At 72.7% G+C, this 19,161-nt stretch carries 20 protein-coding genes; 8 read left to right on the forward strand and 12 right to left on the reverse strand.

Going from position 1 to position 19,161, the window contains the following annotated elements:
- Positions 1-80 precede the first annotated feature (80 nt).
- Genes ABD973_RS10380 through ABD973_RS10390 form a run of 3 tightly spaced genes read right to left on the reverse strand, consistent with a single transcriptional unit; the run spans position 81 to position 3,705 of the window.
- Positions 81-1,739: a dipeptide ABC transporter ATP-binding protein gene (locus ABD973_RS10380; RefSeq protein WP_345499940.1), complete on the reverse strand. Its 1,659-nt coding sequence runs from the start codon at positions 1,737-1,739 to the stop codon at positions 81-83.
- The gene (locus ABD973_RS10385) at positions 1,736-2,728 is read right to left on the reverse strand and encodes an ABC transporter permease (RefSeq protein ID WP_125603355.1); all 993 of its coding nucleotides are present in this window, start codon (positions 2,726-2,728) and stop codon (positions 1,736-1,738) included. Before ABD973_RS10385 ends, ABD973_RS10380 begins: the two co-directional genes overlap by 4 nt.
- Positions 2,725-3,705, reverse strand: a complete 981-nt coding sequence (locus ABD973_RS10390) for an ABC transporter permease (RefSeq protein ID WP_386381604.1) — start codon at positions 3,703-3,705, stop codon at positions 2,725-2,727. The genes ABD973_RS10385 and ABD973_RS10390 overlap by 4 nt, the downstream gene beginning before the upstream one ends.
- Positions 3,706-3,894: 189 nt before the next feature.
- Between ABD973_RS10390 and ABD973_RS10395 the strand changes: the two genes are divergently transcribed.
- Positions 3,895-5,085 carry an RNA-guided endonuclease InsQ/TnpB family protein gene (locus ABD973_RS10395; RefSeq protein ID WP_345504547.1) on the forward strand — a complete coding sequence of 397 codons (1,191 nt, stop codon included), beginning with the start codon at positions 3,895-3,897 and terminating at the stop codon, positions 5,083-5,085.
- 50 nt (positions 5,086-5,135) lie between these two features.
- Here ABD973_RS10395 and ABD973_RS10400 read toward each other — a convergent pair whose 3' ends face one another.
- From ABD973_RS10400 to ABD973_RS10415, 4 genes are all read right to left on the reverse strand, one after another.
- Positions 5,136-6,890, reverse strand: coding sequence for an ABC transporter substrate-binding protein (locus tag ABD973_RS10400; protein WP_206436560.1), 1,755 nt, complete (start codon positions 6,888-6,890; stop codon positions 5,136-5,138).
- Between the two features lie 202 nt (positions 6,891-7,092).
- Positions 7,093-7,188: an Ms4533A family Cys-rich leader peptide gene (locus tag ABD973_RS10405; RefSeq protein WP_312847459.1), complete on the reverse strand. Its 96-nt coding sequence runs from the start codon at positions 7,186-7,188 to the stop codon at positions 7,093-7,095.
- A 70-nt stretch (positions 7,189-7,258) separates the two neighbouring features.
- Positions 7,259-8,578, reverse strand: a complete 1,320-nt coding sequence (locus tag ABD973_RS10410) for a DUF3152 domain-containing protein (protein WP_125822421.1) — start codon at positions 8,576-8,578, stop codon at positions 7,259-7,261.
- A 4-nt stretch (positions 8,579-8,582) separates the two neighbouring features.
- Complete coding sequence (locus tag ABD973_RS10415; RefSeq protein ID WP_125822420.1) at positions 8,583-9,578, reverse strand: alpha/beta fold hydrolase; 996 nt, start codon at positions 9,576-9,578, stop codon at positions 8,583-8,585.
- 132 nt (positions 9,579-9,710) lie between these two features.
- Between ABD973_RS10415 and ABD973_RS10420 the strand changes: the two genes are divergently transcribed.
- From ABD973_RS10420 to ABD973_RS10435, 4 genes are all read left to right on the forward strand, one after another.
- Positions 9,711-9,926, forward strand: coding sequence for a hypothetical protein (locus ABD973_RS10420; protein ID WP_125822419.1), 216 nt, complete (start codon positions 9,711-9,713; stop codon positions 9,924-9,926).
- A gap of 168 nt (positions 9,927-10,094) precedes the next feature.
- Positions 10,095-10,733, forward strand: a complete 639-nt coding sequence (locus ABD973_RS10425; protein ID WP_007266374.1) for a TetR/AcrR family transcriptional regulator — start codon at positions 10,095-10,097, stop codon at positions 10,731-10,733.
- A 119-nt stretch (positions 10,734-10,852) separates the two neighbouring features.
- Complete coding sequence (locus ABD973_RS10430) at positions 10,853-11,080, forward strand: DUF3107 domain-containing protein (protein ID WP_125822418.1); 228 nt, start codon at positions 10,853-10,855, stop codon at positions 11,078-11,080.
- Between the two features lie 127 nt (positions 11,081-11,207).
- Positions 11,208-11,510: a hypothetical protein gene (locus ABD973_RS10435; protein ID WP_185899655.1), complete on the forward strand. Its 303-nt coding sequence runs from the start codon at positions 11,208-11,210 to the stop codon at positions 11,508-11,510.
- Between the two features lie 235 nt (positions 11,511-11,745).
- On the opposite strand, the gene ABD973_RS10440 is transcribed toward ABD973_RS10435, so the two are convergent.
- On the reverse strand, positions 11,746-12,504 hold the full coding sequence (locus tag ABD973_RS10440) for a ferritin-like fold-containing protein (protein ID WP_125603230.1): 759 nt from the start codon (positions 12,502-12,504) through the stop codon (positions 11,746-11,748).
- A 449-nt stretch (positions 12,505-12,953) separates the two neighbouring features.
- Between ABD973_RS10440 and ABD973_RS10445 the strand changes: the two genes are divergently transcribed.
- The 3 genes from ABD973_RS10445 to ABD973_RS10455 all read left to right on the forward strand — a co-directional run bounded on the left by ABD973_RS10445 (position 12,954) and on the right by ABD973_RS10455 (position 16,184).
- Positions 12,954-14,957, forward strand: coding sequence for a DEAD/DEAH box helicase (locus ABD973_RS10445; RefSeq protein WP_386381590.1), 2,004 nt, complete (start codon positions 12,954-12,956; stop codon positions 14,955-14,957).
- A 103-nt stretch (positions 14,958-15,060) separates the two neighbouring features.
- Entirely contained in the window at positions 15,061-15,936 is an 876-nt protein-coding gene (locus tag ABD973_RS10450) for an alpha/beta fold hydrolase (RefSeq protein ID WP_345499955.1), read from the forward strand.
- A gap of 95 nt (positions 15,937-16,031) precedes the next feature.
- Positions 16,032-16,184, forward strand: a complete 153-nt coding sequence (locus tag ABD973_RS10455) for a hypothetical protein (protein WP_007266367.1) — start codon at positions 16,032-16,034, stop codon at positions 16,182-16,184.
- 72 nt (positions 16,185-16,256) lie between these two features.
- Here the strand turns inward: ABD973_RS10455 and ABD973_RS10460 are convergent, their stop codons facing one another.
- The 4 genes from ABD973_RS10460 to ABD973_RS10475 form a co-directional block, all read right to left on the reverse strand.
- On the reverse strand, positions 16,257-16,862 hold the full coding sequence (locus ABD973_RS10460; protein ID WP_125822416.1) for a MarC family protein: 606 nt from the start codon (positions 16,860-16,862) through the stop codon (positions 16,257-16,259).
- 62 nt (positions 16,863-16,924) lie between these two features.
- Positions 16,925-17,791 (reverse strand): PHP domain-containing protein, encoded by an 867-nt coding sequence (locus ABD973_RS10465; RefSeq protein ID WP_345499957.1) that lies wholly within the window; start codon positions 17,789-17,791, stop codon positions 16,925-16,927.
- A gap of 618 nt (positions 17,792-18,409) precedes the next feature.
- Positions 18,410-18,718 carry a hypothetical protein gene (locus tag ABD973_RS10470; RefSeq protein ID WP_345499959.1) on the reverse strand — a complete coding sequence of 103 codons (309 nt, stop codon included), beginning with the start codon at positions 18,716-18,718 and terminating at the stop codon, positions 18,410-18,412.
- Positions 18,715-19,161, reverse strand: coding sequence for a glycine-rich domain-containing protein (locus tag ABD973_RS10475; protein ID WP_345499961.1), 447 nt, complete (start codon positions 19,159-19,161; stop codon positions 18,715-18,717). Before ABD973_RS10475 ends, ABD973_RS10470 begins: the two co-directional genes overlap by 4 nt.

The following is a 19,161-nucleotide window of genomic DNA, read 5'->3' on the forward strand; positions in this document are numbered from 1 at the left end:
GTTGTCCGTCGCGCCACCGGAAGGGGTGAAGAGTCGTAACTTTCCCGTACGGTTCGCGTTCGAGCACGCTAAGAAGGGCGTTACGCGAAGGCCTCCTGGCGTTCGGTGCGGCGCGCGGAGCGGCGTTCGGCGGCGAGCGCGGGATCGAGCGCCGGGACGGCGTCGAGGAGTTGCCGCGTGTACGCGTGGGCCGGCCGGCCGTAGACCTCCTCCACCGGGCCCTCCTCGACGACGACGCCTCCGCGCATGACGGCGACCCGGTCGCTGACCTGGCGGACCACCGCGAGGTCGTGCGCGATGAAGACGAGCGCGATGCCGAGTTCCCGCTGGAGTTCCGCGAGCAGTTCGGTGACCTGTGCCTGGGTGGTGACGTCGAGGGCGGAGACCGGCTCGTCGCAGACGATCAGCCGGGGGCGCGGGGCGAGGGCGCGGGCGATGCCGACGCGCTGGCGCTGTCCGCCGCTGAACTCGTGGGGGTAGCGGTCGTAGTGGGCGGGTTCCAGGCCGACGCGGGTCAGGAGCCCGTCGACGCGGGCGCGGATCGCGGCTTCGTCGCGTTCTCCGGCGGCGCGCAGCGGGTCGGCGATGGACTCGCCGACGGAGCGGCGCGGGTTGAGGGAGGAGACGGGGTCCTGGAAGACCATCTGGGCGCCGGAGGCGGTGCCGGAGCCTTCGGTGCCGGCGTGCCGGACCTGTCCGGAGGTGGGCTCCAGCAGTCCGACGAGCATCCGTCCGAGGGTGCTCTTGCCGCTGCCGGACTCGCCGACGACGCCGAGGGTCTCGCCGGCGCGTACGGCGAGGGAGACCCCGGCGACGGCGCTGACCCTGCTCCGGCCGCGGCCGAAGTCCCGGCGCAGGCAGATGGCTTCCACGACGGGGGGCTCCGGCTGCGAGCCGGGTGCGTCCGGCCCGGCGACCGCCCTGAGCCGGGGGCTGCGCGGGGCGTCCAGGCGGGGGACGGCGGCCAGCAGGTCCCGGGTGTAGGGGGCCCGGGGGTCGGCGAGGACCCGGCGGACCGGGCCCCGTTCGACGGCGGCGCCGTCCCGCATGACCAGCAGCTCGTCCACGCTCTCCGCCGCGACGCCGACGTCGTGGGTGACCAGCAGCAGCCCGAGGCCGTGTTCCTGGCGCAGCCCGTGGAGCAGGTCCAGGATCTGGGCCTGGACGGTGACGTCGAGGGCGGTGGTCGGCTCGTCGGCGATCAGCAGCCGGGGTTCGCAGGCCAGGGCCATCGCGATGAGGGCGCGCTGGCGCATGCCGCCGCTGAACTCGTGGGGCCGGGCGCGGGAGCGGCGGGCCGCGTCGGGGATGCCGACGCGGTCCAGGACCTCGACGGCGCGGGCGCGGGCGGCCCGGCGGGAGGCGGTGGTGTGGACGCGGTACACCTCGGCGATCTGGTCGCCGACGGCGTGGTAGGGGTCGAGGGAGCTGAGGGGGTCCTGGAAGACCATGGCGGCGGTCCCGCCGCGCAGGGCGCGCAGTTGTGCCGGGCCGGCGTCGGCCAGGTCGGTGCCGTCGACGCGGACGGTGCCGGTCAGGCGGGCGCCGGTGCCGTGGTGCAGGCCGAGGAGCGCGGCGGCGACGGTGGACTTGCCGCTGCCGGATTCGCCGACGATGCCCAGGGCGCGGCCCGCTTCCAGGGTGAAGGAGATCCCGTCGACGGCGCGTACGTACTGGCCGGGGCCGCCGACCGGGAAGTCGACGACGAGGCCGGTGACGTCCACGAGCGGGCCGGTCATACGAGGGCCACCCTTCGGTCGGAGAGGGCGTGGAGCAGGTCGGCGAGGACGCCGGCGATGACGACGGCGGCGCCGATGGCGAGGACGACGCCGACGACGACGGGCAGGTCGACGACCCGGACGGCGTCGATGAGGGTCTTGCCGAGGCCGGGGATCCCGAAGAGGGACTCGGTGAGCACGGCGCCTCCGATCAGGGTGCCGAAGTCCACGGCGCTGAGGGCGATCACGGGTCCGAGGGCGCCGCGCACGGCGTGCCGGGTGACGATGGCCCGTTCCCCGACGCCGTAGGCGCGGAAGGTGCGGATGTGGTCCTCGGCGAGGGTCTCCAGGGTGGAGCTGCGGGTGAGGCGCGCGTACTTGGCGCTTTCGAAGAGGCCGAGCGTCACCCAGGGCAGCAGCAGGTTCCACGCCCACTGTTCGGGGTCCGCGCCGAAGGGCACGTACGTCGGGAAGGGCAGCCAGCGCAGGTAGGCGCAGACGGTCATGAGCAGCAGCAGCCCGAGGATGAAGACGGGGGTGCCGGTGCCGGCGAGGGTGAGCACGGTGAGCGCCCGCTCGGTGACCCCGCCGCGCCGCAGCGCGGAGAGCAGGCCGGTGCCGACTCCGACGACGAGCCAGATGGCGAGGGCTCCGAGGGCGAGCGAGAAGGTGGCGGGCAGCCGCTCCAGGAGCAGCTGGGTGACCTCGCGGTCGGTCTGGTAGGAGAAGCCGAGGCAGGGGGCGTCGCAGTGCAGGGCGATCCCGGCGCCGGCGGAGTAGTCCCGGCCCGCCAGGACTCCTTCCAGGAAGCGCAGGTACTGGGTGACGACGGGGTCGTTCAGCCCGAGCTGTTCGCGCACCTGGGCGATCTGCTGGGGGTTGCAGCGTTCTCCGCAGGCGAGGCGGGCGGGGTCGCCGGGGGCCAGGTAGAAGAGGGCGTAGACGACGACGGACAGGGCGAGCAGCACGAACAGTGCGCCGCCTGCCCGTTTGAGCACGAACCGGGTCACGGCTTGCGCTCCTTTCCGGTACCGACCCGCAGGCGCGAGGTCTCGCGCGGGTCGAGGGCCGAGCGGACGGCGTCGCCGAGGACGGTGAAGGCGAGCACGGTGACGAAGAGCAGCCCGGCGGGGAGCAGGACGTAGGCGGGGTCGGCGCGGAACCAGGTCTGTGCGCTGGAGAGCATCTGGCCCCAGGAGGGGGTGGGCGGTTTGACCCCGACGCCGAGGAAGGACAGGGAGGCCTCGGCCACGATGGCGGTGGGGACCTTGATCGCGGCGAGGGTGATGACGGGCGCGGCCAGGGAGGGCAGCAGTTCCCGGCGGGCGACGCGCAGGGGGCCCCAGCCGGAGAGCCGGGCGGCCTCGACGAAGTCGAGGCTGTTGAGGGCGAGGGTCTGGGAGCGGACCATGCGGGCGGTGCCGCCCCAGTCGAAGAGGCCGATGACGAGGACCAGGAGCAGCGGCCGGGGGAAGCCGGGCGGGACGACGGCGGTGAGGGCGATGGCGATCACCAGCATGGGCAGGGCGATCATCACGTCGGTGAAGCGGCCGATGAGCTGTCCGACGTGGCGGTTGCCGAGGGCGGCGGCGATCCCGACGCTCACGCCGACGGCGGTCTGGACGGCGACCGCGCCGAGGGCGACGAGCAGGGAGACGCGGGCGCCGTAGAGGAGGCGGGTGAACAGGTCGCGGCCGGTGCCCGGTTCGACGCCGAGCCAGTGGTCGGCGGAGATCCCGCCGAAGGAGCCGAGGGGGACGCCGCCGCGCGCCGAGTCGACGAGGTCGTCGTGGTAGGCGTTCGGGTCCTGTCCGGTGAGCTGGGCGAAGAGGGGCGCGGCGAGGGCGAGGAGGACGAGGAGGGCCAGGACGGCGGCGGCCGCGAGCGCGGAGGGGCGCCGGCGCAGCCGCCGCCAGACCTGGCGGCCGGCGCCGCCGGCCGGGGCGGGATCCCCGGCCGGCGACGGCGCCGACTGTTCGAGGAGCATGGTCACTTGATTTCTCCCAGGATGCCCCGGCCTTCGGGCCGGGGTGGGGGCACCTCCCGCTTGCGGAAGAGGATGGGTCCCCGGACTGGAGGCGTTGAACGCCGGAGTCCTGTGCGCATGTGTTCTGACCTGCGCTCTCTTTCGTTGTCAGTGGGGGCTGTCAGGTTCCGGAGCGTGACGGCGACCGCGATGGCCGAGCAGGGGTCCGGGCACGCCCGGTACACCTTCCGGCTGCGCGTGTCGTCCACGGCGCTCGCCCGGCTGGACGCGGAGTGGGCGCGGTGCCGGTGGGTGTGGAACGAGTGCGTGGCGATGTCCCGCAAGGTCCACGAGCACAACCGGGCCACGGGTGAGACCACGACGTGTGGTCCGGCGCAGCTCGACAGGCTGCTGACCGGGGCGCGGCAGTCGATGGCGTGGCTGCGGGAAGGCAGCTCGGTTCCACAGCAGCAGGTCATCCGGGACTTCGCCAAGTCCCGCGCCAAAGCGCTGAAGGACGCCAAGGCGAAGCTGCCGGTGCGGCAGCGGGCCGGGATGCCGCGTATCAAGCGCAAGCGCGAGGCCGCGCCGTCGCTGAACTACACCCAGCGCGGTTTCCGGATCAAGGACGGCCGTCTGCACTTGGCCGGCGGGATCGCACTGACGGTGGTGTGGTCCCGCGGACTGCCTTCGGCTCCCTCGTCGGTGCGGGTGTACCAGGACGGCCTCGGCCACTGGTACGCGAGCTTCGTCGCGGTGGTTCCGGTCGAGCCGCTGCCCGCCACGGGCCGGGCCATCGGGATCGACTGGGGCGTGAAGGAGACCGCCACCACCACCTCCGATGCCCACGACCTGCCGCACGCACAGCACGGCAGGACTGCCGCGCAGAGGCTTGGCCGCTACCAGCGGATGATGGCGCGCCGAGCCACACCGAGGAACCGGCCCGACAGTGCCGGGTACCGCAAGGCACGCAAGGCGGCCGCGAAGGTGTCGAAGAAGGTCGCCCGTCAGCGGACCGACACCGGCCGCAAGTGGGCCAAGGCCGTCGTCCGCGACTTCGACCACATCGCCGTGGAGGACTTCCGGCCGAAGTTCCTGGCGAAGACCAGCATGGCCCGCAAGGCGGCCGACGCCGCGATCGGCACGGTCAAGACGGCGCTGGTCGAAATGGGCCGCAAGCACGGGCGTACGGTGCATCTGGTCCACCCCGCGCACACCACCATGGACTGCGCGCAGTGCGGAGCGAGAGCCAAGCACGCACTACCTCTTTCCGAGAGAACCTATACGTGCACCGCGTGCGGAGCCGTGTCCCCCAGGGACGAGAACTCCGCCCGCGTGATGCTCGTCCGGGCTGGTCTCAACCCGGCTGGTGCCGATCTTGTAAGACCCGCCACCTGCTAGGTGCCAGGCGAAGTGAGCCAGGAATCCCCTCCCTCCAGGGAGGGGAGGTTTCAATTGACCGCGACCTGCGAGATGTCGAGGACGCCGGTCCAGTCGCTGATGACGACGTTCTTGACGTCCTTGCCGACGAGCCGCTTGTAGACGGGGTGGAAGAGGGGGACGGCGAGGGCCTGCTCGCCGATCTTCTTGTCGAGGGCGCCCCAGCGCTTGCCGGCGGCGGCGAGGTCGGTGAGCTTGGCGATCTCGTCGATCTCGGTGTTCACGGCCGGGTCGTTGAGCTGGGCGTGGTTGTAGTTGGAGCCGTTGGTGACGATCTGGCGGCCGTCGTAGATCGGCGCGAGGAAGGGGCCGCCGGAGGGCCAGTCGGCGCCCCAGCGGGAGAGGAAGAAGCCGGGGGTGTTCTTGGCGTCCCAGCGGCGCTCGTTGAAGGCGTTGTTCTCCAGGCCTTCGAGCTTGACGGTGATCCCGGCGGCGGCGAGGCCCTGCTGGACGGCGGTGGCGACCTCGGGGCTGGTCTGGCGGTTCTGCGCGTTGGAGTGGGTGAGGGTGATGGTGAGCCCGTCGGGGTGACCGGCCTCCTTCAGCAGCTCCTTGGCCTTGGCCGGGTCGCCGGTCTTGCCGGCGGGGAAGTGGTCGTAGGGGGTGAAGCCGAAGGCCTCGCGCTCGGGCAGAAAGGTGGTGGCCGGCTCGGCCAGCGCGGAGCCGCCGGCGGCGTTGATCACGCTGGTGCGGTTGATCGCGTAGGCGATGGCCTGGCGGACCTTCGGGTTGTCGAAGGGGGCGACCTTCGGGTTGAAGGCGAGGTAGTTGACGTAGCCGAAGTGGCCGGTGCCGACGCGGCCCGCGAGTTCCTTGTTGTCGCCGATCTGGGCGAGTTCGGCGGGGCCGAGGTTGGTGTCGGTGGTGACGGCGGCGGCGTCGGGGCCGGAGCTGGTGGACAGCCGCTGGTTGACGACGGCGGCGTCGAGGCCGGAGCGGACGTCGATTTTGTCCGGGTAGGCCTTGCGCTCCTCGTCGGTCTTGGGGTCCCAGTGCTCGTTGCGTTCCAGCAGCAGGGTCTCGCCGTCGCCGCCGTTCTTGACGACCTTGTAGGGGCCGGAGGAGACGGGGTGCTCCTCGTACTTGGTGCCGGTGTCCTTGGCCTTGGGGACGGGGGCGAACTGCGTCTGGGTGGCGAGGAAGGGGAACTCGCCCTCGGGCTTGCGGAGTTTGAAGACGATGGTCTTGGCGTCGGGGACCACGATGGAGTCGAGGCCCTTGCCGCCGTCCTTGTAGGGGCCCTCGTAGGTCTCCCCGCCGACCAGCCAGTCGCGCAGGTAGGGGGCGCCGCCGGAGAGTTCTGCGGCGAAGGAGCGCTCGATGCCGTACTTGATGTCGGCGGTGGTGATGGGGCTGCCGTCCTCGTACTTCAGCCCGTCCTTGAGGGTGTACGTCCACTCGGTGGCGTCGGCGTTGGGCCGGCCGGTGTCGGTGGCCAGGTCGGGCACGACCTTGGCGCCGGCCGGGCCGTCCTCGCGGTTGCGGGTCGTCAGGGTGCGGAAGACCAGCGAAGGAACGTTTCCGCCGCCGGAGGTGTAGAGCCGGGCCGGGTCGAAGTCGTTCTGCGGCTCGGTGTTGAGGACGGTGAGGGTGCCGCCCTTCTGCGGGGTCCCGGCGGCGCCGGGCTTGCCGGAGTCGCCGCCGGCCTTGCCCGCCGCGTCCTCGGGCCCGCACGCCGCGGCGCCCCCGGCCAGGACGAGGCTGACGGTGACCGCGGCGATGCGGCGCGATATGCGGGACTGACGGGATGAACCGGCGGGAAGCATGGGGAAACGGACCTCTCGGCGTGGAAGGAGATGTGTCGGGAGCCACGCGGGGACGGCGTCCGGCATCACCACGGCGGACGGCGCACGGAGCGCCACAGGACCGGGAGGGAGAAGAAGGAGCCGCGCCCGCGGGCAGGGGAAGTGCCCGGGCGCGGCGGAGCCTGTGAAAGGGAAAGGGTGGTCGCGCGCTCAGGACAGGGCGTCAGCGACAGAAGATGTCGGCCACGCTGTGCGCGGCCACACCGAGGAGCGCCAGCTCGATGGCGGCGCTCGCGGCGGAGGTGTGGCGGTGCGACATGCGGAGAACAATGACCGACGATCGGACGGCTTGTCAACGAAGCGACCGCCCGCCCGCCCGCACCCTTGGGTCAACTCCCCGGGAACACCCAGGGGTTGGGCTTGCAGTGAATGTTGTCGATGTCGAGGGACTTCGTCTGCTGCTGCATGATCGGCGCGAGCGCGCCCGGGGTCTGGCAGCTGACGTGCCCGTGTCCGAGGCGGTGTCCGACCTCGTGGTTGATGAGCATCTGCCGGTAGGCGAGCATCTGGTCGGCGCCGTAGGTCTGCGAACCCTGGCCCCACCGGAACGCGTTGATCATCACGCGCTCCGTGGACGCGGAGTCGCAGGAGACGTTGTCGATCGTGGTGTCGAGTCCGGACTTGGCGCACCAGACGCCGGTGGTCCCGGGGCTGGCCAGGGTGATCACGAACTCGGCCTCGCCGCCCGGCACCCGCTCGAAGGTCATCGCGTCGCCGTGGGCCCAGCTGCGCGGGTCGTTGAGGGTGCGCTGCACGGCGTCGGCGAACAACTGCGCGTCCATGCCGAGGCCCTGCTCCACGTCGACCCGGTAGCGGACCTTCTTCCCCCGGCCCGGGGCCTTGGCGACTCCGGGCACGGTGTCGAAGGCGCCCGGGCCGGTGAGCTTCGCGTCGATGGGCAGCTGCTGCGCCATCCGCTGCTCGTACGTCGCCGGCTCCGCGGCCGCGGCCGGCGGGACGGAGGGGGTGGCGCGGCCGTCGGAGCGGGAGGCCGGGGAGCTGTCGGTCTGGGTGCGCTGGGGGGCGTCGTCCCCGGCGGCCCGGGCGGCCGTGTCGGAGTCGCCGTCGGCGGCGACCTGTCCGGCGACGACGACCGCGAGCACGGTGGTGACGGCCGCCGCGGCCATCCCGGTGTACGTACGGATCTTCGCGCCGCGGCCGCTCGCGGGCGCGGCGGGCTCCGCCTCGGGCCGGCGGGGGCCGGGCACCCGGCGGTGCGAGCCGGTGGAGGTGAAGGGGTCGCGCGGGGCGGGCTCCGCGGCCGGCGCGGGCCCGGTGGCCGGCGCGGCTGCGGGCGGGGCCGCGGTGGCGGCTCGGGGGGTGCCTCGCCAGTCCCCGTAGACGCCGGCGGGAGCGGGGGCGCTACCCCGGGTGCCGCCGCCCTCCCGGTGCTCGGGGTGGCCGACGGGGCGGGGGCCGCGCGGAGAGGCGTACCCCTCGTGGACGACGGTCGGCTCGGCGGACGGGCGCGTACCGCCCTGCGGCGGCCGGGGGTGCCGCGCGGGCGCCGGCTCGTACGGGCCGGGGGCGTACAGCCCGTCCCCGTAGGGGTCGGCCGCGTACCCCTGCGGCTCGTACGGCGGCAGCGGCGCCTCGGGCTCCGGCAGCGGACGGACGGGGGCCGGCGCCTTGCGACTATGTCGTCCCACGTCCTCAGCCCTTGCCGTCTTCGGTACTTCGGTCGGTTTCCCGCCCGGCGGTGTCGCGCAGCAGCTCCTGGAAGGCCGCGGCCACCACCTCGGGGTACTCCATCATCGCGACGTGCCCGGCCTCGGGCAGGCACAGCAGCCGCGAGCCGCGGAAGTGCGCGGCGGCCTTGCGCGCCATACGGTACGAGACCAGTTGGTCGCGCCCACCGTAGACGAGGAGGGTCGGCGCGAGCACGCGCTGCGCCTGGCGCCACAGTCCGTGTTGCCCGCCGAGGGTGTACGCGTCGACGATCCCCCGGGAGGAACGGGTCATCGCGTCCCAGAAGTACGGCAGCGCCATGCGCCGTTCCATCTCCTCGACGGCGGCGCTGAAGCCCTCCGCCGTCACCCGTGAGGGGTCCCCGTAACAGAGGTCCGTCACTCCCCTGGTGCGTTGTTCGGCCGTCAGCCCGACCGCGAGCCGCCCGAGCAGGGCGGCCACGCCCGGCAGCGCCAGCAGCGCGGTGGGCACGGCCGACCTCTGCACGCGCAGTTCGGGCAGCGCGGGCGAGACGAGCGTCAGCGTCCGCACCAAATCGGGCCGGACGGCGGCGACGCGGGTGGAGACGGCCCCGCCGAGGGAGTTGCCGAAGAGGTGCACCGGGCCGCGCCCCGCGGCGTCGAGGTGGCGGATGACGGCGCGGGAGAGCGCGGTCACCGAGTAGTCCCGGTCGGCGGGCGGCGGGGACCAGCCGAAGCCGGGCAGGTCCAGGGCCTCCCCGTCGACGGTGCCGGCGAGCCGCAGCATGAGCTCCGACCAGTTCTGCGAGGAACCGCCGAGTCCGTGCACGAACAGCGCGGGCGGCAGACCCTCCCGCAGCGGTGGCCGGAAACGTACGTTCATTTCCAGGCCCGGCAGCGCGACGGTGCGCAGCTGCTCCCCCTCGGCCACCCGCACGGCACCCGGCTGGGAGGCCGCTTCGGCGGTGGACCGTACGCCCGGCGGCTCGGTCGAAGACATGGGCCAATGTTACGAGACGATCACGCCGGGCCCCTCGCGTTCTCTTGTGTCCGCGGTCACAGGACCGTCTGGCGCCGCCCTCCCGATCCTCCTAGGCTCGTAGTGAGGACGAGCGAAGGCGAGGGGAGCGCAATGACTGTCGATCCCGCGGAACCGGACACGTTCCGGGAAGAGCTCCAGGAGACCCTCGACACCGAGGCTCCGGAGGCGGACGCCGCCGAGCAGCACACCGAGATCCAGCCGCGGGACGACGAGCCGCTCTCCGGCCTGGACCCGGGCGAGGCCCCGGAGGCGGACGCCGCCGAGCAGGCCCGGGTGGTCCCGCTGGACGAGGAGGACTACCGCTGACCGCGCCCGCCGCCGCTCCGACGGGCCCTGACCAGCGTGTCCGGCGCGTGTCCAAGCGGTCCGTACCGCGAGAAAACTCGGCTTGAACCCACCAGATCCGGTTACCGAAAAGTACGATGGCGGCGCGGCGCAGAGCGCACTGTGTTCTTAGAGAAAGTGGGAGGCGGCGTGACAGCCATCGAGCAGACCGAGGCAGCGCGTCCGCGGGGTACGCGGCTGCCGCGCCGTGCCCGGCGCAACCAGCTGCTGGGCGCGGCCCAGGAGGTCTTCGTCGCCCAGGGCTACCACGCGGCGGCGATGGACGACATCGCCGAGCGGGCCGGCGTCAGCAAGCCGGTGCTGTACCAGCACTTCCCCGGCAAGCTCGACCTGTACCTCGCGCTGCTGGACCAGCACTGCGAGAACCTGCTGCAGGCGGTGCGCGGGGCGCTGGAGTCCACGAGCGACAACAAGCTGCGCGTGGCGGCGACGATGGACGCCTACTTCGCGTACGTGGAGGACGAGGGCGGCGCGTTCCGGCTGGTCTTCGAGTCGGACCTGACGAACGAGCCCGCGGTGCGCGAGCGCGTCGACCGGGTCTCGCTCCAGTGCGCCGAGGCCATCTCGGACGTGATCGCCGAGGACACCGGCCTGTCCAAGGACGAGTCGATGCTGCTCGCCGTGGGTCTGGGCGGGGTGTCACAGGTCGTGGCCCGGTACTGGCTCTCCAGCGAGAGCCCGGTGGCACGCGACACGGCGGTGGGGCTGCTGACCTCGCTGGCCTGGCGCGGCATCGCCGGTTTCCCGCTGCACGGTACGGAGGCCTGACCGGCGCTGTTCGCTGCCAGCGTGTCCGCCGCGAGCCGATCGTGTCCCCTCTCCGGGCTAATGTGGACCGGGTACGGCGCGGCTGATCGCGCGAACCGGACCGTCGGAGGGACAAAGCCGTGGAGGTCAAGATCGGCGTGCAGCACGCACCCCGGGAGATCGTGCTGGAGAGCGACCTGAGCGCCGAGGAGCTGGAGGCCCTCGTGGCCGCCGCGCTGTCCGGCACGGCGCCGCTGCTGAGCCTGACCGACGTCAAGGGCCGCAAGGTCCTCGTGCCGTCCGACCGCCTGTCGTACGTCGACCTGGGCGAGCCGAGCGTGCGCAAGGTCGGTTTCGGGGCGCTCTGACGCTCTTCGAGGCAGCCAGCAAGGAAGTAAACGGCCCGGCGGATGGTTCCGCCGGGCCGTTTCCCTTTCTTCCGCTTCGGGTAGGACCGCAGTGACCCGGTTCGCCCTGACGCATGGGAGTGACCAGATGCTGCTGATGGAGGCGCTCGGCTCCGGTCTGCTCGGCCTCGCCCTGGCCGGCACCGCCTCGCGGGTCCTCGCGACACGGCTGCCCTCCACCAGAACGGTGCTGGTCAGCGGCGTGGTCGGGGCCCTGTTCGGCGCGTACCTGACGCACATGTCGCTGGGTCCGGGGCACAACACCCTGTTCGCGACGCTGCTGGGCGGCGTCGGCGTCTCGGCCGTCGTCATCTCCCTGCTGCTGCGCCCCGCCACCGGCCCCGGTAGGTCCCCCCGGCGCACTCCGTTTTCGCTCTCGTCGGGCGGCTGAGCGCGCCTCGCGCCGCGCTGGAGCCGCGCGCGCCGGGCGGCGCCATCAAGGGTGAAGCCGCACTGGCCGCGCGGCAGTCACCGCTTTCCCGGCCGGGCCGGGTCCAAGCCGGGACGGCCCGCTGGGCGTGGGCCTGGGTCCGGCCCGCGCCGTGGCGCCGCCCGCGCGCCCGAGCACGACGGGGCCGGGGGAAGCACCCCCGGCCCACGTGGTCCCGTAAACGCCCGGCCAGGGCCTACGCGGCGAGGCCCAGGGCCGCCATGCGCTTGGTGTGCGCCTTGGTGATCCGGGTGAACATCTCGCCGACGGCCGCCAGGTCGAAGCCGGCCGCCATCCCGTCGACGCCGCCGACCAGCATGGTCGACAGCGCGTCCCGCTCGGCGACCACACGCTGCGCCTGCGAGAGGGCCTCGCCCATCAGCCGGCGGGCCCACAACGCGAGCCGGCCGCCGCAGCGCGGGTCGGCCTCGATCGCGGCGCGGACCTTCTCGACGGCGAAGCCGCCGTGGCCGGTGTCGTCGAGGACGCCGACGACCAGGGCGCGGGTGTCGGTGTCGAGGTGGGTGGCGACCTCGCGGTAGAAGTCGCTGGCGATCGAGTCGCCGACGTAGGCCTTGACCAGGCCCTCCAGCCAGTCGGAGGGGGCGGTCTGGCGGTGGAAGTCGTCCACGCCCTTGGCGAAGGGCTCCATCGCGGCGGTCGGCTCGGCGTCGATGGCCGCGAGGCGGTCCCGAAGCCGCTCGAAGTGGTGGAATTCGGCGGAGGCCATCTTCGCCAGCTCGGCCTTGTCACCCAGGCTGGGCGCGAGCTTCGCGTCCTCCGCGAGGCGCTCGAAGGCCGCGAGCTCCCCGTACGCCAGCGCGCCGAGCAGGTCCACGACGGCGGCCCGGTACTGGGGGGAGGCGGAGGCCGTCGCCCAGTCCTGGGCGGCGATGCCCTGCGGCTGCTCCTGGGCGTCGTCGTCGGCGGGAGATGCGTTTTCTACGGTCGACATGCTCCGCACAATAGCCCGCCGAAAGGCCCCACAAGTCACCACACCTGCGCACTGTCGGCCCCGGTAAACACGCCTACCTGGTGAATTCACCCGACACACCTGCGCGATTCCGGGGTACAGTGGTAATGCGCCTGCCGAGTACTCGGCGGGCCATCCGAATGAGGATGCCCGGTCGGTGGCCCGATCGGCTCCACCCGACCGCCCTCTGTGTGGTGGTGCGTCCATGCGCACCGATCGCACGAGGGGCCCCCTCAGCGGCAGAAGCGCTTGAGCGAAGGCCAGTGGTCCCGCGCAGCTTTGTATGTACACAGCAGTACTGCAAACCCGGCACGGTAGGACCCCCCTCGCCGCCTCGCGCCGCGTCTCACAGAAGAGGCAGCACCCTGACTACGTTCCGAGACCTCGGGATCTTTCCCGAGACCGCCGAAGCCCTTGAAGCCGTCGGCATCGTGTCCCCCTTCCCGATCCAGGAGATGACCCTCCCCGTCGCCCTCTCCGGCACGGACGTCATCGGCCAGGCGAAGACCGGAACCGGCAAGACGCTCGGTTTCGGCCTCCCGCTGCTGGAGCGGGTCGTCGTCCCCGCCGACGTCGAGGCCGGCCGGGCCAGGCCCGACCAGCTGACCGACTCCCCGCAGGCCCTCGTGGTGGTTCCGACCCGCGAGCTGTGCACCCAGGTCACCAACGACCTCCTGACCGCGGGCAAGGTCCGCAACGTCCGCGTCCTCGCCATATACGGCGGCCGCGCGTACGAGCCGCAGGTCGAGGCCCTCAAGAAGGGCGTCGACGTGATCGTCGGCACCCCGGGCCGCCTGCTGGACCTGGCCGGGCAGAAGAAGCTCGACCTGTCCCGCGTCAAGGCCCTCGTCCTGGACGAGGCCGACGAGATGCTCGACCTGGGCTTCCTGCCCGACGTCGAGAAGATCATGAACCTGCTGCCCGCTAAGCGCCAGACGATGCTGTTCTCGGCGACCATGCCGGGCGCGGTCATCGGCCTGGCCCGCCGCTACATGTCGCAGCCGACGCACATCCGCGCCGTCTCCGAGGACGGCGAGGGCGCCACCGTCGCCAACATCGCGCAGCACGTCTTCCGCGCGCACAACATGGACAAGCCGGAGCTCGTCTCCCGCATCCTGCAGGCCGAGGGCCGCGGGCTCGCCATGATCTTCTGCCGCACCAAGCGCACGGCCGCCGACATCGCCGAGCAGCTGGAGCGGCGCGGCTTCGCCTCCGGCGCCGTCCACGGCGACCTGGGCCAGGGCGCCCGCGAGCAGGCGCTGCGCGCGTTCCGCAACGGCAAGGTCGACGTGCTGGTCTGCACCGACGTCGCCGCCCGCGGCATCGACGTCGAGGGCGTGACCCACGTCATCAACTACCAGACGCCCGAGGACGAGAAGACCTTCCTGCACCGCGTGGGCCGCACCGGCCGCGCCGGCGCGAAGGGCACCGCCGTCACCCTGGTCGACTGGGACGACATCCCGCGCTGGCAGCTGATCAACAAGGCGCTGGAGCTCGACTTCCACGAGCCCGAGGAGACGTACTCCACGTCCCCGCACCTGTACGAGCAGCTGAACATCCCGGCCGGCACCAAGGGCATCCTGCCGCGCGCCGAGCGCACGCGGGCCGGTCTGAAGGCCGAGGAGCTGGAGGACCTGGGCGAGACCGGCGGGCGCGGTGGCCGTGGCGGCCGCGGTGCCGCCGCTGCCGCCGTGGTGACGGAGGAGCGCCCCGCGCGTACCCGTACGCCGCGCCAGCGCCGCCGCACCCGTGGCGGTGCCGAGGCGGGTGCCGAGGCGGGCGTGGAGACCACGGCCGTGGCCGAGGCCCCGGCCGTGGAGGCCCCCGCCGTGGGGGCTCCCGCCGAGGCCGCCGACGAGGCGCGCCGGCCGCGCCGCCGCCGGACCCGGGTGACCGCTTCCGTCGTCGCCGCCGCGGCCGAGGCCGCCGTGGCCGAGGCGCCGGTGGCGGTCTCCGCCCCGGTCGCGGAGGTCGTGGTCGAGGCCCCGGCCGTTCTCGAGGAGGCCCCGGCCAAGCCCAAGCGCACCCGGACCCGCAAGGCCGCCGCCGCGGTGGCCGAGGCGCCGGCCGCCGAGGCCCCCGTGGCCGCCGAGGAGGCCCCGGCCAAGCCCAAGCGGACGCGGACCCGCAAGGCCGCCGCGCCCGTGGAGACGGCCGAGGCCGCCGAGGCCGCTCCGGCCCCGGTCGCGGAGGCCGCTCCGGCCCCGGTCGCGGAGGCACCGGCCGCCGAGGCCGCGCCGAAGAAGCCGCGCCGGGTCCCGACCCGCAAGGCCGTGGCCACCCCGATCCCCGACGTGGTCACCGGCACGGTCACCGAGGCGCCCGCGCCCCGGCGGACCCGGTCCCGCAAGCCGGCCGCGGCCGCCGCGCCGGAGCCGGACTTCCAGATGGCCCCGCCGTCGGAGCCCGTCCGCACCACCCGCCGGTTCCGCTGACCCGGCCGGGCCGACGCCCGGGGAACGGCCCCGGTCCCCTTTCGAGGGGGCCGGGGCCGTTCCCGTATCCCGTGGCGGTGCTACGGACCGGTAACCTCGGGCCATGAGCAAGCCGCCGCGCCTCACCCTGCCGCCCGCCGCCCGCGCGTACCGCCTGAGCACCGCCCGCGGCGAGTTCGCCGTGCACGAGGCGGGCGGGCCCGAGCACGGAACGGCCCTCCTGGTCCCCGGGTTCACCGGCAGCAAGGAGGACTACATCGCCCTCCTGGAGCCGCTCGCCGCGGCCGGCTACCGGGTGGTCGCCGTCGACGGGCGCGGCCAGTACGAGACCCCGGGCCCGGGCGAGGAGACCGCGTACGAACTCCAGGAGCTCGCCCTCGACGTGCTGGCCCAGGCCGCGGCCCTGGACGCCACGGGCCCGCTCCACCTGGTCGGCCACTCCCTCGGCGGGCTGATCTCGCGCGCCGCGGTGCTGCGCGACGCCTCCCCCTTCGCCTCCCTCACCCTGATGAGCAGCGGGCCCGCCGCCATCGCCGAGGACCAGCAGGCCCGTACGAAGCTGCTGGTCATGGCCCTGGAGGAGCTGCGCGACACCGCGCCCGACACCTGCATGGAGACCGTCTGGGCCGCGATGCGGGCCCAGGACCCGGCGGACGCCGAGCCGGACTCCCCCGAGCTGTCGGCGTTCCTGCACGAGCGCTGGCTGCGCACCGTCCCGGAACAGCTGATCACCACCGGGCGGGTGCTGATCTCGGAGCCGGACCGGGTCGCGGAGCTGGCGGCGGTGCCGCTGCCCAAGCTGGTCCTGTCCGGGGTGGTCGACTACGCCTGGCCGGTGCCGCTGATGGACGAGATGGCCGTCCGGCTGGCGGCTTCCCGGGTGGTGGTCGAGGGCGCCGAGCACTCCCCCAACGCGGAGAACCCGCAGGTCACGGCGGGCGCACTAGTGAACTTCTGGCAGTCCTTTAGCGGTCGGTAGTTAGCTAGGGAAAAAATTTCCTTAGCGTAGGGAATGTTTCTCGTGCTTCCCCTGTTGACCCCTGTGCAAGGAGAACACCGACGAAGGGAGAAGCAGTGCGCTTCGAGATTCTGCGCCTGGACGACGTCGACGGGACCGCCGTGGACAGCACCGTCGTGGACGCGGCCTCCGTCAACCGGATCGTGCAGCAGGCGGCCGCCATCGGCCAGCGCATCCTGATCCGACCGGCCGAGAGTGCGTCCTCCTGACGATTTCACGTACGAACGCCCCCGCACCGATCCGGTGCGGGGGCGTTCGTACGTTCCGGGCGGGGGTCCGGGTCAGGCGCCGCGGACGACCTGGAGCACGCCGTTGATGATCTGCTGGACCGCGATGGCGGAGAGCATCATGCCGGCCAGACGGGTGACCAGGACGACGCCGCCGTCCTTGATGACCCGGATGATCACCAGCGAGTAGCGCATCGTCAGCCACAGCACGACGTGCATGGCGGCGATCGCCGTCCAGACGGAGAGCTGGCCGGCGAACCCGTCGGCCTTCTGCACGGCCAGGATGACGGACACGATCGCACCGGGACCGGCCAGCAGCGGCATGCCCAGCGGGACGAGCGCGACGTTGACGTCCTTGGTCTGCTTGGGCTCGTCGGTCTTGCCCGTCAGCAGGTCGAGCGCGATCAGCAGGAGCAGCAGACCACCGGCGATCATCAGCGCCGGGACGGAGACGTGCAGGTAGTCCAGGATCTGCTGGCCGCAGAGACCGAAGACGGCGATGACCCCGAAGGCCACGCAGACGGCCTGCCAGGCCATGCGGCGCTGGACCTTCGCGGGACGGCCGGAGGTCAGGGCCAGGAAGATCGGCGTGATCCCCGGGGGGTCCATAATCACAAAAAGCGTGAGAAAAAGGGATCCGAAGACGGCGAAATCAAACACAGTGATGCCTTGCAGTGAGGGGTGTTACCAAAAAGCGGAAGGGGGGCGTGTGGGCGCGGCGCTTACGCGCGGGCGTCTCCACCGGCGCCGGGCACGGGGAAGGCCCCCGCCGCGCGGCGCGTGATCTCGCCGTAGATCTCGGGGTCGGTCGTGTACTCCCCGAGACGACAGGTCTTGCGGCTGCCGTGGTAGTCGCTGGAGCCGGTCGTCAGCAGACCGAGGTCCCCGGCCAGTCCGCGCAGCCGGGCGCGGGTGGCGGTGTCGTGGTCCATGTGGTCCACCTCGATGCCGTCGAGGCCGGCGGCCGCGAGCGCGGCTATCGCGGACTCGGGCACGCACTCGCCCCGCTTGACGGCGGCGGGGTGCGCGAACACGGTGACCCCGCCGGCCGCCTTGACCAGGCGGATGGCGTCGAAGGGGTCGAGCTCGTGCTTCTGCGCGTACGCGCGGCCGCCGTCCGCGAGCCAGTCCGCGGTGAAGGCGTCGGACACGGTGGGGACGACCCCCAGCTCGACCATCGCGGTCGCGATGTGCGGGCGGCCCACCGAGCCGTTCCCCGCGATCCGTGCCACCTGCTCCCAGGTGACGTCGACGCCGAGCCCCTGGAGCTTGCCGACCATGGCCTGGGCGCGCGGGGTCCGGTCGTCCCGTACGAGCTCCCGCTCACGGGCGAGCTCGGGCTCCTCGGGGTTGAACAGGTACGCCAGCATGTGCATCCCGACGCCGTCGAGGCGGCAGGACAGCTCGGCCCCGGTGACCAGCGTCAGCCCGGCGGGCAGCGCGGCGATCGCCTCGGCGTATCCCCCGACGGTGTCGTGGTCGGTCAGCGCGACCACGTCCAGCCCGGCCGCGGCGGCATTGCGCACCAGCTCGGCGGGGGTGTCGGTGCCGTCCGAAGCGGTGGAGTGGGCGTGCAGGTCGATGCGCACAGCCGGACTCCAGGGTTCACGCGGACGGGGGACACCCCAGGGTACCGCCCACCCGAACCGGAACCGGCCCCGCCGGGCGGGGGGAGTACGGGGCTTGCGGCGCGGGCGGGCTATCTCCCCCTCGACCCCGTGGGGTGGGGCGGGGGTTGCCCACCCGCCTCCCTGTCTGCGGGCCGGTGGTGCGGGGAGCGGGATCCCCGCGCCCTGTCTCAGAGAAGGTTGGGGGCTTCCCGTCAGTCCCATCGTCCTTCCGGTTCGGGCCGGTCCCTCAAGGGCGCTCCTTCGTCGCGTCGCTACGCGATCGCCTTCGGCGACCCTTGACCGACCGACCCGAACCGGAAAGCCGAAAGACTGCCGGGAAACCCCCAAAGAAACGGCACGGACGATCCTTGGAGGAGCGGGCCCGTCAGGGACCAGGCGAGGGACCGGGCGCCGGCCCGCCGGGCATCCGAGCCCGCAAGAGCCGGGATTCGGGACCGGGTGCGCGGCTACCCGCACGAGAGGCTGATCAGACCGACCTGACAAGCCCCCAAGCGCGACAGATCGCTACGCGCTCCTCTGATCTCGGCGGCCGACGGCCGTCTTGGGCTGATACGGGCAGCCGGGGTGCACCGGCTTCTAGACGGGCGGGCGGCCGGGGGTCGGTGTGGGAGGGGGTGATGGTAGGGGTGGGCCGGGGTTGGGGGGCTGTTCGGGGTAGCCGGGGTTGCGGTGCTTTCCCATGGTGGTCTTCCTCCAGGTGAGCTTGTAGACGCCTAGGGGTGGGAAGAGGTCGACGCGGGTGGGGCTGTTCTGCTGGGCGCAGGGCACGCAGAGGAGGTCTCTGCCGGTTGTGTGGGTGGTGCGGGCGGCCTGGACGGGGTTTCGCCAGCAGGCTTCGCAGGTGACGACGTCGGTTGTGGTGGTCGTGAACTCGGTGGAGATCACCGGTGGCCGGCCCGGGCGGGTGTCGGTTCGTCCCAGAGGTGATGGTCCACGGGGAATCCGGCCCGTTCGATCGACTGGATGGTCCGGGCGACCGGGTGCAGCGTGTCTTCCGTGTTGTGGGGGTTGGGGTAGTGGTCGACGAAGCTGCCCCAGTGCGCGCACAGCTGGCTGTAGAGGGCGGTGTGGAGGATCAGGGCGTGCCAGCCCTTGTCCACTAGCCGGGATGGGGTCATGTTTTCGGCGCCCTGGGCGGCCGTGGCGACAAACTTGATGGCTTCGGTGATGATCCGGGCTGCCAGCTCGGGTTCCATGCCCGGGTTGTCGTCCAGGACGGTGGCGCGGACCGCGTCGAGCTGCGGGGCGGCCAAGAGGCCGTGCAGGGCGGGGGTCGGCGGGGTGTGGGGCTTGGTGCTGCACGGGGGCGGCGGAAGCGGAGTGGACAT

Origin of the sequence: Streptomyces racemochromogenes (genome assembly GCF_039535215.1) — a bacterium.
In the GTDB taxonomy this organism is placed as follows: domain Bacteria; phylum Actinomycetota; class Actinomycetes; order Streptomycetales; family Streptomycetaceae; genus Streptomyces; species Streptomyces racemochromogenes.

Excerpts from the sequence above, each read along its gene's own strand:
- ABD973_RS10380 (WP_345499940.1), bottom strand. The coding sequence starts at position 1,739 with ATGACCGGCCCGCTCGTGGACGTCACCGGCCTCGTCGTCGACTTCCCG.
- ABD973_RS10390 (WP_386381604.1), bottom strand. The coding sequence starts at position 3,705 with ATGCTCCTCGAACAGTCGGCGCCGTCGCCGGCCGGGGATCCCGCCCCG.
- ABD973_RS10395 (WP_345504547.1), top strand. The coding sequence starts at position 3,895 with ATGGCCGAGCAGGGGTCCGGGCACGCCCGGTACACCTTCCGGCTGCGC.
- ABD973_RS10400 (WP_206436560.1), bottom strand. The coding sequence starts at position 6,890 with ATGCTTCCCGCCGGTTCATCCCGTCAGTCCCGCATATCGCGCCGCATC.
- ABD973_RS10405 (WP_312847459.1), bottom strand. The coding sequence starts at position 7,188 with ATGTCGCACCGCCACACCTCCGCCGCGAGCGCCGCCATCGAGCTGGCG.
- ABD973_RS10415 (WP_125822420.1), bottom strand. The coding sequence starts at position 9,578 with ATGTCTTCGACCGAGCCGCCGGGCGTACGGTCCACCGCCGAAGCGGCC.
- ABD973_RS10420 (WP_125822419.1), top strand. The coding sequence starts at position 9,711 with ATGACTGTCGATCCCGCGGAACCGGACACGTTCCGGGAAGAGCTCCAG.
- ABD973_RS10435 (WP_185899655.1), top strand. The coding sequence starts at position 11,208 with ATGCTGCTGATGGAGGCGCTCGGCTCCGGTCTGCTCGGCCTCGCCCTG.
- ABD973_RS10440 (WP_125603230.1), bottom strand. The coding sequence starts at position 12,504 with ATGTCGACCGTAGAAAACGCATCTCCCGCCGACGACGACGCCCAGGAG.
- ABD973_RS10450 (WP_345499955.1), top strand. The coding sequence starts at position 15,061 with ATGAGCAAGCCGCCGCGCCTCACCCTGCCGCCCGCCGCCCGCGCGTAC.
- ABD973_RS10475 (WP_345499961.1), bottom strand. The coding sequence starts at position 19,161 with ATGTCCACTCCGCTTCCGCCGCCCCCGTGCAGCACCAAGCCCCACACC.